The organism is Methanobrevibacter ruminantium M1 (genome assembly GCF_000024185.1).
GTDB classification, from domain to species: Archaea; Methanobacteriota; Methanobacteria; order Methanobacteriales; family Methanobacteriaceae; genus Methanobrevibacter; species Methanobrevibacter ruminantium.
Genome location: NC_013790.1, coordinates 2,253,548 through 2,267,304, shown reverse-complemented (window position 1 = coordinate 2,267,304; position 13,757 = coordinate 2,253,548). Strand labels below are relative to the sequence as shown.

At 31.8% G+C, this 13,757-nt stretch carries 10 protein-coding genes; 2 read left to right on the top strand and 8 right to left on the bottom strand.

Going from position 1 to position 13,757, the window contains the following annotated elements; translation table 11 throughout:
* Positions 1 to 572: 572 nt before the first annotated feature.
* Positions 573 to 992: a hypothetical protein gene (locus MRU_RS08760; RefSeq protein ID WP_012956550.1), complete on the bottom strand. Its 420-nt coding sequence runs from the start codon at positions 990 to 992 to the stop codon at positions 573 to 575.
* Positions 993 to 1,238: 246 nt separating this feature from the next.
* Between MRU_RS08760 and MRU_RS08755 the strand changes: the two genes are divergently transcribed.
* Positions 1,239 to 2,612, top strand: a complete 1,374-nt coding sequence (locus MRU_RS08755; protein WP_012956549.1) for an MATE family efflux transporter — start codon at positions 1,239 to 1,241, stop codon at positions 2,610 to 2,612.
* A gap of 204 nt (positions 2,613 to 2,816) precedes the next feature.
* On the opposite strand, the gene MRU_RS08750 is transcribed toward MRU_RS08755, so the two are convergent.
* Positions 2,817 to 4,238 (bottom strand): nicotinate phosphoribosyltransferase, encoded by a 1,422-nt coding sequence (locus MRU_RS08750; protein WP_012956548.1) that lies wholly within the window; start codon positions 4,236 to 4,238, stop codon positions 2,817 to 2,819.
* Between the two features lie 476 nt (positions 4,239 to 4,714).
* Between MRU_RS08750 and MRU_RS08745 the strand changes: the two genes are divergently transcribed.
* Entirely contained in the window at positions 4,715 to 5,521 is an 807-nt protein-coding gene (locus MRU_RS08745; RefSeq protein WP_012956547.1) for a DUF169 domain-containing protein, read from the top strand.
* Between the two features lie 223 nt (positions 5,522 to 5,744).
* Here the strand turns inward: MRU_RS08745 and MRU_RS08740 are convergent, their stop codons facing one another.
* From MRU_RS08740 to MRU_RS08715, 6 genes are all read right to left on the bottom strand, one after another.
* Positions 5,745 to 6,359: an orotate phosphoribosyltransferase-like protein gene (locus MRU_RS08740; protein WP_012956546.1), complete on the bottom strand. Its 615-nt coding sequence runs from the start codon at positions 6,357 to 6,359 to the stop codon at positions 5,745 to 5,747.
* Between the two features lie 168 nt (positions 6,360 to 6,527).
* Entirely contained in the window at positions 6,528 to 7,475 is a 948-nt protein-coding gene (locus tag MRU_RS08735; RefSeq protein WP_012956545.1) for a Gfo/Idh/MocA family protein, read from the bottom strand.
* A gap of 414 nt (positions 7,476 to 7,889) precedes the next feature.
* The gene (hemC, locus tag MRU_RS08730) at positions 7,890 to 8,759 is read right to left on the bottom strand and encodes a hydroxymethylbilane synthase (protein WP_012956544.1); all 870 of its coding nucleotides are present in this window, start codon (positions 8,757 to 8,759) and stop codon (positions 7,890 to 7,892) included.
* Positions 8,760 to 9,027: 268 nt separating this feature from the next.
* Positions 9,028 to 10,662, bottom strand: a complete 1,635-nt coding sequence (cfbE, locus tag MRU_RS08725) for a coenzyme F430 synthase (RefSeq protein WP_012956543.1) — start codon at positions 10,660 to 10,662, stop codon at positions 9,028 to 9,030.
* Positions 10,663 to 10,904: 242 nt separating this feature from the next.
* Positions 10,905 to 12,770 (bottom strand): bifunctional NADP phosphatase/NAD kinase, encoded by a 1,866-nt coding sequence (locus MRU_RS08720; RefSeq protein WP_012956542.1) that lies wholly within the window; start codon positions 12,768 to 12,770, stop codon positions 10,905 to 10,907.
* A 280-nt stretch (positions 12,771 to 13,050) separates the two neighbouring features.
* Positions 13,051 to 13,512, bottom strand: coding sequence for a pyruvoyl-dependent arginine decarboxylase (locus MRU_RS08715; RefSeq protein ID WP_012956541.1), 462 nt, complete (start codon positions 13,510 to 13,512; stop codon positions 13,051 to 13,053).
* Positions 13,513 to 13,757: the final 245 nt, after the last annotated feature.

Below are 13,757 nucleotides of genomic sequence, written 5' to 3'. Positions count from 1 at the left end.
TTTTATTTTCGATTTAATGACTTATAAATCTTTCTTTTTTGTTTTACATCAATTTAACACTCTTAAATCAATTTTACATTCTTTTTAGAAAATTGTTACGATATTGTAACAATTTTACGCATTTAAATCAAAATTGTTTTCATATCAAAACAATTTACTATTCTTGTAACAATATTGATGTGACCTTGTAAAATTTTTGATAATTTTGGGGGTGTTTTTAACAGCTTCACATCAATTTTGACTTGAAAGTGTAAAAAGTGATGTGGATTTTGAATGGAATTTTACAGATTTAGGTCAATTTTTACTTGAATGTGTTAAAATTTGCCATTTTTTTACTTTTGGATCATGTCAAAATTGACTTGATGCTGTAAATGGTTTTTTTGGTGGAAAAATAGTTAAATTGTAAAAATGGTTTAAAGTTGATTAAAAAAGTTTAAATTAGTTTAAAATAAGTATTTTTTATAGAGAGATTTGATTTATTATTTGTTTGGTAAGTATGGTTATTTGGTGGTTTTTTTAAATTTTGATTTTTAAAAAAATTTGTTTAAGTGAAGTCAATTTTTTTAATTTTTTCATATTTCGTCTCTGTGAAGCCCACAGCCTATGCATTGCTGAATTGGATTGCCATATTCATCAACTTGATTGCAGTCTGCTTCCACTTGGAGCTGATCTGGCCTTTGATATTTCTCTTGGACTGTAATTGAGAATGAAGAGTAACTGTCTTTATCAATGACTGAAGAAATTCCTCGGAATACGCATTCAAAGTCTCCAGTATTGCTGATATTAAATTGTATGTCTTCACCTAAGTTGAATTCTTCAAAGAATTGGTATACTTTCATTGAGTCTTCTATTGGAAGAACTATGTTTATAATCATTGATTGGTCCTTTTCGTAAATTTTGACTCCGTTTTGATTTATTGAGACTTCCTTGGTCCTAGGGCGTTTAATGTTGCCGTATTGTTTTTTGAAGACGATGTAATTGTTTTCTTCCATGCTATCACTTATTTCTTATTATTTGCTATTTAAACTTATTTAATAGTCTTTTCTTTTTGCTTTTTAAGTTTTATGTTTTGCATTATTGAAACAAATGTATATTTTTTAACAATAATGTATATATTTATCTAATTATAAAATAAGTATAAGATTAATTAATAGTAATTTATTGTTTGAAAAGAAGATTATAAACGATTTTAAAATAAATGATTTATTTGAAAAACTTATTTTTATGGTGGAATTATAATGGAAGAGTCCAAAACTAGATTTGAAGGAGTTGAATCAATCTTAGGAGACCCTAAGAAAGCCATATGGAAATTATCAATTCCATTAATAATTTCACTATTTATCACAAGCCTCTATAGTGTCATAGATGCCGTTTGGGTGTCCTCTCTTGGTGCCGATGCATTGGCTGGTGTTGGCTTTGTAAGTCCAATATTCATTGCCCTAATGGGAATTGGGAATGGTTTGGGAGCAGGAGCAACCTCTGCAATATCCAAATACATTGGAGAGGGGGATAAGAAAAAGTCAGACAATGGTGCAGTTCATGCAATAGTAATAACCGTTATTGTATCAATATTTACTACTCTTCTTTTCCTTATATTCCTAAGGGATATTCTTCTTTCAATGGGGGCATCAAATACTATAGATTATGCAATGGATTATGGAGTCATTCTAGTTTCAGGCTCTATATTGGTTATTCTATCCAATTCATTATACGGGGTCCTTAGAGGTGAGGGAGATGGAAATAGAACTATGTATGCAATGCTATTTGCCTCTATCTTAAATATGATTCTAGATCCTATATTTATTTATTATTTGGGCTTAGGAGTTAAGGGAGCAGCTATTGCAACTCTCATTTCCCTTTTGTTTGTAAACCTTCTCTTGTTTTATTGGTTTTACATTAAAAAGGACACTTATTTAAGGCCTTTTTTAAGCAATTATAGGTTTGATAAGGATATAACAGTAGACATCTTAAAGGTAGGTTTTCCAGCAAGCTTGGAGCTTGTTAACAATGCCCTCTTTGCAGCACTTTTTTCCCTTCTTTTAACTGTTGTCGCATCAACAGATGCTGTTGCAGTTTATTCTACAGGATGGAGGGTTGTTACAATTGCAACAACTCCTATGCTTGCTGTAGGAACTGCTTTGATTTCAGTGGTAGCTGCCAATTATGGGGCTAGAAGATATGAGGACATTTTACTTGCCCATAGGTATTCAATGAAGATTGCGGTTCTATTTGGCTTTATTGCAGCGATAGTTGTCTATGTATTTGCTCCTCAGATTGTTTCAATATTTGCCTATACTGGCACTAGCATGAGATTAAGCTCACAGCTTATTGCATTTTTATCTGTGATTGTTATCTATTTTCCTACAATGGGATATGGTGTCACATCAACATTTCTCTTCCAGGGAACTGGCAATGGAATTACTGCAATGTTTCAGACTATATTGAGGGAAACTGTATTTACACTTGGTTTTGCTATAATTCTAGCTGTGGTTTTAGGCTATGGGGAGTATGGAGCCTGGTGGGGAATTATTCTTGGAGAGTTGGTTGTAAATACTATAACTATGTTTTGGGCTGATTGGCATGTAAAACGCTTGATTAGGTCTAATAATTAAAAAATAGTTTTTAATTTTACTTATTTTTTTTTTTTAAATAGTAATTATGATATTATTTTTTCTTAAAAAATAGTTATAATTATGAAAAAATTATAATTTCAATAAAATGGGTTGAATTTAAAAATAGAAAAATATAAAAAGTTAATAAATTCTTAAAGAATTTATTATTTTAAAAATTTATTTTAAAGATTCTAAGATTGATATTTATTTAATAGGAAACATATTATAAGTTTCTGTTCTCTTTTTAATTTCTTCAAAGCTATCATCAATCAATAGTTCACCATCTTTGAATACGGTTCTTAATTGATCTTTGCCTTCAGTTTCTATTGGAACAGTGCTGTATTCAAACTTATCGTTTCTTATTAACTTGAATCTTCCTTTTTTGGACTTTTTGCTTGTGTCCAATGGCTTTTTGAATATGTCTATCCATTCACCATCTCTAAGCTGGGCAGAACACTTGAATGCATTTCTTTGAGTGTCTCTGTTTACTGCTGTGTGCAATCCGCCACCCATACCGAATATGAGGTTTTCAGCTGCCCATCCTTGAGCTTTTATTCCAAATAGGATGTCTCTTATCTTTTGATAGTCTAAACCGTCACCCCAGAGAAGGCCTATGTTTTCATTGAAGATCTTGTATCCTTTGTCTGTATTGTGGGTACCGAATCCTCTTTCAATTATCTCAAGACAGTCTATTGTTGTTGAGATTGGCTCTCCACTGTCTGGTCTGAATACAATCTTGTTTCCTTCAGTTCTCTTTAGGAATTCGTTGATTTCTTCGTTTAGCTTGTGTCCTTTGATACAGGCGTTTTCAAGGAAGTTCTTATAGTTGTAGCTGTCTATTACAATTGATAGAATGCCATCATGGGCGTTTCTTACAACATTGATGGCCTGTTCCATTTCGCCCTCTGGACCCATTGCTGTCATTACGCTATGTTCTGTTGCCTGAACTGAAAATCCTTGGATCTCATTTGTATTGTAATAGTTAACTGGGATTGCAAGGGATGGAACGGTGTCTGTGCCTGAAAAGCTTAATAGGTGTGCAGATCCTGCTAATCTTGATGATTCTGTTGAGCTTGCACCACGGTAGCCAAAGTCATGCAACATAAAGTTAAGATTGTCCTTTGAGGAGCCTGTAACATCCAGATAGAAATTGCATAGCTTTTTAACCTCAGCAGAGAGTGTTGCAATGGTTGATGGATACCATACCTGAAGAAGCAGTGATTCAAGATAGTTTGGCAGCCAATAAGCACGCTTGTCTGTATTTTCAACTGTCATCAATACATTGCCTACGTTTACTGGGGAACCTTCAGCAACTGCCTTGATTTTAACTGGGAGCTTTCCATCTAATTCCTGAGCTATATACATCCAATCATCTGTATTGAAAATGCCTGGAGCAATGTGAGCGTCTACGATTCTTTCTGCTTCCAATACTTTCTCTTCGCTAACTACATTGCCTTCTAGGTATTTTTTAAGGATGTATTGCAGTCCGTAAAAAATAGTCTTGTTAAACTCAGCACCTGTTCTGCTCTCAAGATAGGAGTAGATTTTCTCTGTACCCTTTGGGTGTAGATAGTGGTGGGTGAGCTTATAGCTGTCTGTTAATAAACAAATGTTATTTTCAATCATATATATCACCCTTTTATAAATGTTAGTTTTCTTTATTTATAAGTTTTTTGGTCATTTTTTTGTTTATTTTTCTCAATTTTTTTCAAAAATTTTTAATAATTTTTTAAAGATTTATTATTTTGTTTAAAAAAATTATTAAATGCTGGTTTATAGTTTAGTTTTAAAATGATAAATTATATCTTTTTAAATTTTTTAAAGGAGGTTCATTTTTTTTTTTGAAATGATAAATTATATATTTTTAAATTTTTTAAATGTGATTTTGGTATTTTGAAATAATTATTTTATCTATCAAAAGGTTTTAATCAGAATTTGATTATAGTACTTAATTAGATTAACATTTAATTAAACGGTCTTTTTTAGTAAAATCTTTATATTTCTACTTTTATATTGTATATTATAGCTTTAAAAATTGCTTGTTATAAAAAGTATTTTTAACATGTTTTTTATGGGTATTTTAAAATTAAGGGTTGTTTAAAATGGAATTTAATATTGTAAAAGAGTTAAATGGTCAATTTGACCCTATTGTACTAATTAAAACTGATGAAAAGCCAGAAGATGCTTTGGCCCCTAAGCCTGGAAGAGGAGGCTGTGTTATGTCTTTTGTTGCACAGTCCATTGCAAAGCGAAAGGTCACTGCCTTCGGCCGTGAAAACATCACCTGCGGAGGGGTATCAGCAGGATTTGGATGGGGAACTGGATTTAAGACAGATAAGGACAAGGAATTTCAAGCTACTTTTCTATCTCTTGGCCTTGATTCTGCAAAGGATAAGGATGCTTTTCTTGAAAGATTGAGCTATTTGCCAAAGCCTACTCAAGAGATGTTTAAAAAAGGAGAGAGGATATTTTCAGACTTTGACACTGCATATGAAAACATACAGAATAGGCCTTTGTATGATGAGGGAGAATATGTTGTTTTTAAGCCAATTGAGCTTCTTGAAGAGGGGGAAACTCCAGATTCAGTTATCTTTACAGCAAATACTATGGAACTGTCTGCTATCCTACAGTTGAATGGTTCATTTAGGGCTGAAAGTGCTCACATAATGACCCCTCAAGCTTCTGCATGTCAGGCTATTGGCGCATTTACTTTTGAACAAGAAGACTCTGATAATCCTATCCCTGTATTAAGCCCTCTAGACTTTGCAGCAAGGGCTCATATGAGAAGGTTGATTCCAGATGATTATATGAATCTGTCAATGCCTTGGAAATTGTTTTTAAAGTTGGAAGAACTAAGTAAAAATAGCGTTTTTCAAACCCATTTCTGGGATGATTTTGGGAATAAATAATTCCTAAAATCAGTTTAATTATTTTTTTTTTTTTAAAAAAAGATGGTTTGTTTTCATTGGATATAAATTCAATTAGCTTTTTAGGAAAAATTAGCTTTAGGAAAAATTAGCTTTAGGGAAAATTTCTTTTTAGGAAAATCAGTTTTTTAGGAAAATATTATTTATTCGTAAAGTATAAAACTAAATTAGTTTTTAATAAAAAAAAGAAAGTAAACAATTAAGTTTACCTTAATTGACTTACTTTGATTAATGATTCGATTGGGACTCCGTCCACTTCTTCAAGTCCGGATTTGTCAATCAAAACAGTAACTACGATAGGATTTCCGCCATGATCCTTAACCACTTTGATTACATCTTTTATTGTGTCACCGCTGGTGGTTACATCATCCACAACAACTATTCTTTTTCCTTCCACAGTTCCGAAATTGCTGCTTATTGCTCCTTCGTCGCTGTTGGTTGGATTGGTTCTGTGTTTTTTAGGGTGGAAAATAGATACGCAGGTAGTTGTTCCGGTTAATTCTTCAATTACATCTGCCATGATTGTTGCAAATGGAATTCCGCTGGTTGCGATTCCTACAACAAGGTCAATGTCACCATGCTTTAATGCAATGTCACTTAAGGCAGCTGAAACATATCTGAGTCTGGTTGCGCTTCCTCCTAAGCTGTTCCAGTTAATTGCAATGTCTACAGGAGCTTCTGTTTCCACAGGCTCTTCTGTTTTCTGTAAAGTCAACCATCTTGCAGTATCCATTGATACATTAAGCTCATCAGCTATTTCACCAGTGGTAAATCCGTGGTTTCTAAGTTCTTGAGCTCTGTTAATGAGTTCTTGATTCATTTTTATTCCTCACTTATGAATAATTTATCTTGAATTTAGATTTATCTTTCTTTTTTAAATTTAAGGTTTATCTTTAGTTGAATTTTGAGTGTAGTAAGTTGTAAAGTTTTAAATTAAATAATATTGTTTTTTTGCTTTATTTTATTATTTTTTTTATTTTAAGCTGTTTTATCTAAAATTGATTGGGCTGTGTTCTTTAGATGATTTATTAGCTGCAAGCACCATCTTAAGTGCTTTAAGACCATCTTCACCAGTAATCTCTGGAGTTTCATCATTTCCAATCTTAGTTAGGAATGAATTTAGCTCTTCGCTTAAAGGTTCTACCGGCTTTATTTGAATGTCTTGAGCAAATTTACCATAGACTTCAATGCTTTGGTCGATATAATCTACTGTGATTATTCCATCAGTTCCGGTAATCTCGATTTGTCTTCGTTTATATGGAGTTAACCAGTTTACTTCAAGGATTCCTGTAATGTCCTCTTCAAAGCTTACCATGATTTCTGCATGGTCTTCAAAGTCAGATTGATCCAATCTGCTGCTCATTGTAGCATAGACCTGTTTTACAGGCTCTTCAATTAGGAAGTTCATAACATCCAAGTCGTGAATTGCAAGGTCAATTGCAACTCCTACATCCTTTATTCTTGGTGGGAAAGGACCTACCCTTTTAGCTGAGATTGCTACCAAGTCACCAATTACTTCATTTTTAATCAGTTCCTTAGCTTTCTGCACAGCAGGATTGAATCTTTCTACGTGTCCTGTTGCAAGCTTTACTCCAGCTTCCTTTGCTGCATCAATCATTTCCTGAGCTTCTTCAGCTGTAAAAGCAATTGGCTTTTCAACTAAAACGTGCTTTCCGTATTTTATTGCTTGCATAACAACTTCGTGGTGGAAAGTTGTAGGCACACATACGCTTACAGCTTCAATTTCAGGGTTTTTCAATAAGTCTTCAATTTCAGAGTATCCTTTTGTATTGTACTTTTTGCATACCTTATCAAGGGTCGGCTTTACTACATCAGCCACCGCTACCAGATTGGCATTTTCCAATTTTGAATATACTCGAGCATGGTTATATCCCATTGCTCCTACACCTATAACTCCAACATTTATAGTTCTCAAAGATATTCCTCCAATTATTCAAGTATATTTTTGTGACTTATAATTTATAAAGATTATTAAAAATAGAATTTTTTTTTAAAACTTTTTTTAAGTTTATAAATTTAATCCCAATTTGTGTGGTTTTTTAAATAAATAAAGTTATTTTAATTATTATTTTTTTATTTTAGTTAATTAAATTAAGATAAGTCTCTTTTAAAGTCTTTTTATTAAAAATAGATTTTTTGATTTAAAAAAATTTACATGAAAATTTTAATTTTTTCATGAAATGATATTATCATTTAGACTGCAGAATTAGAATAATTTTTTTATTTATGCATTATTTGTTATTTTGATATTATCATTTTGCATCTTTTTATCATTTTAGTAATACATTTTAAACAAATACATTATTTAAAATTAAAAAGTGATTAAGTTTTAGATAAACTCAATCATTTCCTTACCTATTTGAACACCCATCTCCTTAGCCTCTCTAATGCTTCCGCTAAGGGTTTTTTGGTAAAGGATCTCTCCATTCTTATCAAGAAGGATGGATTTTAGTTCCAATTGGTTGTTTTTAATTCCAGATATTGCTCCAATAGGCCATTGACATCCTACTCCAATCTCTTCTAGGATGGTCTTTTCAGCTAAGACTTCCTGATGGGAAAAATAGTGATTTAGCTTTCTGATTGTTTCCTTGTGCTCTGAGTCTTTTCGGGTCATTACCGCTAAGGCGCCTTGACCTGCTGCAGGCATGATATAATCGGTTGGAAACTTGGCCTTTATGTATTTTTGAAGTCCTAATCTATTTAAACCGGCTTCTGCCATGATTGTTGCATCCACTTGCCCATCCATGACCTTTTCTATTCTGGTTTCAACATTTCCTCTGATCGGCTTAAGTTCAAAGTCCTTATTATGGTGTTTGCAGAATGCTTCTCTTCTAAGGCTGCTTGTACCAAGGGTGGAGCCTTCTTCAAGCTCGCTCCAGCTGTAGTTAGAAATAAGCACTTCGTTAGGGCTTTCTCTTATAGGGACTGCTACAATCTCCAAATCTTCATTCAATTCGGTAGGAACATCCTTTAGACTGTGAACTGCAAAGTCTACTTCTTCATCTAGAAGAGCATTGTCCAGTTCTCTTGTAAAAAGTCCTTTGGAATCCATATTATATAATTGGGAGTTTGTAATCTTATCCCCTTTTGTCTTTATAATATTCTTTTCCACTTCTTCTCCGGTGATATTGTATAAACATTGTCTTATGTAATCTGTTTGTACAAGTGCTAATTTACTTCCTCTAGTTCCAACAATCATCTAATCAGGCCTATTAGCTTTTTATATAAAAATTTGTGAATTTATGAACTTAATTTTGAATAAGAATTGTTTTTTCATTAAGATTTGGCTTTAAACTTAATTTTGTGTAATAATTCTTTTTTCAATTATTAACTAAATTTTAATTAATAAAAGTTATTTTTTATCAAATCTTTATCATAATAATTTTGTAAATTATTCTTAATATAATTATTTGATTGATTAATATTTATTTAGTTTTTTCTTGCAGAATAGAAATTTATTTATTCATTCAACGTTTAGAAACTTGTGAATAATTGGATCTATAAATAAATAATATATTTTTATTTTCATTTATGGCAAGATCTCTAGCTTCTTCATAATTCTCAATAAACATTATTTCGTATTCATCTTTATCATTCAATAAATCTAATTTCTCTTTTAGACTTTTACCAACTTCATCAGTTAGTATTAGCTTTGTATTTGGGTTATCTGTAAGGTAATTGTTCAAATAATTGGATAGTTTTTCCTCATCTATTTCTTCGCAGGTAACTCCATATTTTCCTCCGATAATGATATAATAATTATCTATATCTTTTATCATATTTATTGAGCTTTCTATGGCTTTTGTATTAATTCCCGGGTTTATTTCCTCTATTATTATTGAATTTTCAACTGTTTTAACCTGTGTTCTTCCATCGATGCCGTTGAATTTAGATATTCCAGCTATAATGGTTTTTTCATCTATTTCCAATGCCAATGCAGTTGAAACAGCTGTTAGGATATTTAAAACATGATGCGGTCCTGGTGCGAAGCAATTAAGAGTGAATTCTCCATTTATTGTATTCTTATTTCTTGTTTTGAAATCTTGATATGTGATTTTTATTTGAGTATTGTCTATATCAAAATCTATATTTTTACAAAATACATTTGCCTTATTGTTATTTAATGAAAAGCTATTGATTTTATCCTTATATTCCTCTGATTCCCCTTTGTAGAATTCATTTAGAGTTTCATATTCTATGATTACTAATGAGCAATCGAATACCTGTCTTTTAGCTTCCATTGCATTGGATGATCCTTTAGCTATTGGATAATTCTCAACAAGATTTGTAAGTATTCCAATATCTCCAAGGCCACATACTCCTAATGAGTTTTCAAAAATAGCAATATCATAGTTTAGATTGTGGTATGGGTTATTGTTATATTCTTCAAACAGTTCATTTTCCTCTTGCTTGTTTTTGTTTGCAGCGCATTTTGGGAAATAACTGCATTTTGGGTTTGCTATCTTTTTTGCAAGCTGTATTGTGTTTATTATGTTTGCAGGGGTTATGCTGATATTCTTTTGTAAAATAAGTTCCATTTCTTTATCTTGGTTTTTTCTAAATAGATATGCTCCTAAACTGGATAGTAGAAGTGTGTTTTGATTATTTTCTAAAAATATCTCTTTTAGAAGGAAAGCTGTACTTGTCTTTCCTTTTACTCCTGTTATTTCGATAGTTTTTATGTCATGTTTTTTAGTTTCTTCTTTCCAGTTTTCTAGAACAAGTTTTGTAGCTTGGTGGTGGTTAATTATTTCGTAGAGATGGGTTAAATCATTGTTTGGATTAATTTCTTCAGTGATTTGATTTAATAAGTCTTTAATGTTTAATGAAGAGTGAATTGGGTTGATTATTAAGTCTTTAGAATTATTTTCTTTTTCCTTTTCTGATTTTAAAAGTTCTTTGCTGTTTTCTTTTAATTCCTCTTTAAATGAGTCGAAATCCTTTAATATGGTCACATCATAGGTTTTTAAAAGATGCTCGTCTTCCTCTTTTAATGTGCTGTATAAGTCGTATGCAAATACCTTTTCAAATCTTTTGGATTTTGAAAGTTCAGAGGATATTTTTACTCCTCCATGGGTTAAATCAACTAAAAATACATTCATTTTTTCACTCTTGCTCTTAATAATCGTTTTAATAAAAATATTTTCTTTTAATCGGGATTTTGTTTAAAAGATTGTTTTTACTTAAATCGGATAATTTTCTTTAATAAAAAAAGTTAAGTTTTTATTATTTTTTAAAAATTTAAAAAAATAAAGTTAATTAGTTTATTTACAAAATAAACTAATTATAAAATTTTATTTTTAAAACAGAGTTTTTATTAACTTTTATTTTTTATAAAAGTTAATTATAGAACTCTATTAATGGATTCAAGTCCGCCTTCATTTAATTTATCCTTAACCTTCTTATAGAAGTACTTCTTATTGATTCTCATAAAGTAAACGTCTTTTTCAGACTTTTTGATTACAAGCTCCTCTAAATAGTTTACTTCTTTTTGAATCTGTCCATCCATTACAAAGATTGCCTTTTTGCCCTGTCTTAAAAGCTTGATTCTAATCTCACTTGTATCGGACACTACAAATGGTCTTACTCCAAGCTTGTATGGGCAGATTGGAATAATGATGAATGCTCCCACTTTAGGGTCAACAATTGGGCCTCCGGCAGACATTGAATATGCAGTTGAACCACTTGGGGTTGAAATGATAAGTCCGTCTGCTCTTAGCTCCTCTACAACTTCCCCGTCCACTGAAACTTCATAATGGAGCATCTTTGCAGGTCTTGCAGTCATTATAACGACTTCGTTTAATGCACGGAAAGACTCGTTTTCGTGGGATATGATAAGCTGTGTCCTTTTCTCCTTAGACCATTCTCCATCTAGGATTGCATCAAGGGCCTTGAAGGTGTTTTCCACTTCAATTTCGGTAAGGAAACCTACAGTGCCCATATTGATTCCAAAGATAGGGATTTCCTTTGTCAATTGGTTTTGGGTTCTAAGGAGTGTTCCGTCTCCTCCTAGAATGATTGCAATGTCTGTTCTAAGTTCATTCAATTGCTTGGCATAATCCATAAACTCATAGTTGAAATTCAGGCTTTCAATATGCATTGCGATTTCAGGGGTCTCGTTCATTGTTTTTGCAATGATCTTGTGAAGCTCTGGGTCTTCCTTTATTTCCTCAAGCTTTTCAGCAAGGGAGGTCTCAAGGACGGTTTCAATATTCTTTTCAATCAATGTTTCAAAGATTTTAAGTGAGAATAAGACTGATTTATACTCATCCACTCTGCTGACTATAGCAACGCTTGTTACCTTATCCAATTCATCGTTGTTTATGATTTTAATGATTTGTTTGTGGAGATCTTCATTTCCAGCGCTTACTACAACTGCCTTTTCATAGATGCTTAGTCTGTTGTTTAGCTTTTCTCCGTATTTATTTGTGACGATTGCTCCTGCTTCCTCTACAATAAGTTTGGATGCTGCAATATCGATGATTCTACTTCCCCTTAAGTCAAGGAATGCATCATATTTTCCGTTTGCAATATATGCCAATTCCAATACTACAGAACCGAGTACTCTCATCCTTCTTGCAGTGTCCACTAGTTTGGAAACAGAGAGGGTTTTGCTTTTTGTGAATCCTCCTAAGGTGATTTTGGTTATATCGGTTTCTTTGCTTGGAGTCAATGGTTGACCGTTTTCCTTTGCTCCATTTCCTTTGACTGCTTCATAGAAGTTACCGTTTGAGTAGTTTTTTACGAATCCAAGTTGGACGTCCTCAAGGGTTGCTTCCCTTCCGATTGGAACATTTGCAACTGCAATGGACATTCCGTATGCTGGGATGTTTTTAACAGCATTGCTTGTTCCGTCAAGGGGATCGATTAAGAAAATATAGCGAGGTATTTCTTCTTCTTCTTTTTTATTTTCCGGAGTGTTGTTAAGCAATTCTTCAGAGAGGCTTACAGATTGTTGTTTCCCTTTCCCAAGTCGTAGTTCTCCGATTTCTTCGCTGATAAGGTAAGATTCAAAATCAGCGTCTTTTAGAAGTTTGATTACTTCATCTTCTGCTATGATGTCGATATGTGAAGTAGGGGTTCCGTCTGCGCCTATCTTAACAAATTCTCCTGCTTTTGGGTTTCCTACTTGGCCATCAAGGAGATTCTCTACATTTTTGAAAACTGTAGTTGCTATCTCTTTACAAATTTGTATATCGTCTTGATTCATCTTTTACCTCCTTATTTTCGTTAGTTTAATAAATGGGACTTTTTTATAGTTTTTTTTAAATATTTGTTTTTTTAGAGTTTATTCACAAATATTGGTTTTTTGAGTTTTTTTTTTAAATATTTGTTTTTTTAGAGTTTATTCTCAAATATTGGTTTTTTGAGTTTTTTTTTAAATATTTGTTTTTTTAGAGTTTATTCTCAAATATTGGTTTTTTGAGTTTGTTATTGAAATTTTTTATATTTTTTATAATAAAAATTATTTTCTTCTCTTTTTTGAACTTTTATTCTTCTAAGATGTCGTCTGTAATGTAAATGACTGCTGCAATTGCAGATCCAATGTTTTTAACTGTGTGATGAGCCTCTTCAACAATCAGCTCATTGATTTTTACATTTCTTTTATCCATCATATATTTGACCATCTTGGTTGCCTCATCCTTTAAGTCTTCTGGATCTTTGTCAATTCCATCAACTTCAACAGCGCACCCTAATTCATCTCCGATTGCTACTGCCACACATGCAGTTAAGTTTTCGCCAGGATTAGATGAAACTATGCTTGATAAGACACAATTCACCATAGACCCTGCTTTTAATTTAGGCAATTTTTCTATTTTTGTATTAGCTTCTAACATGCTTGATACTTTAATTAGGTTTACATCACCTATTTTTGCTTCATATAAAGCATTATCAAAAGCATTTAATTCTGTAGGGCCTTCTGCATTTCCGGAAACAATAGCAATTCTCATTTTACCACATTTTTATTTTTTAACTTTTTATTAATTCTCATTAGTTCTTTTTAAATGTTTAAATTTATTATTTCTTTTATTCTACTAATGGAATTTATTTCTTATTTATTAGTTTTTAATTTATAAGTTATATTAATTTATTATTTATTTTTTTTAATATATTAATTTATTAAATATTTTTATTTATTCGTAATTTATTTGATGATTTTTTTCCAAATTCTTTTCAAAAATCTTCTTTTTTAAGA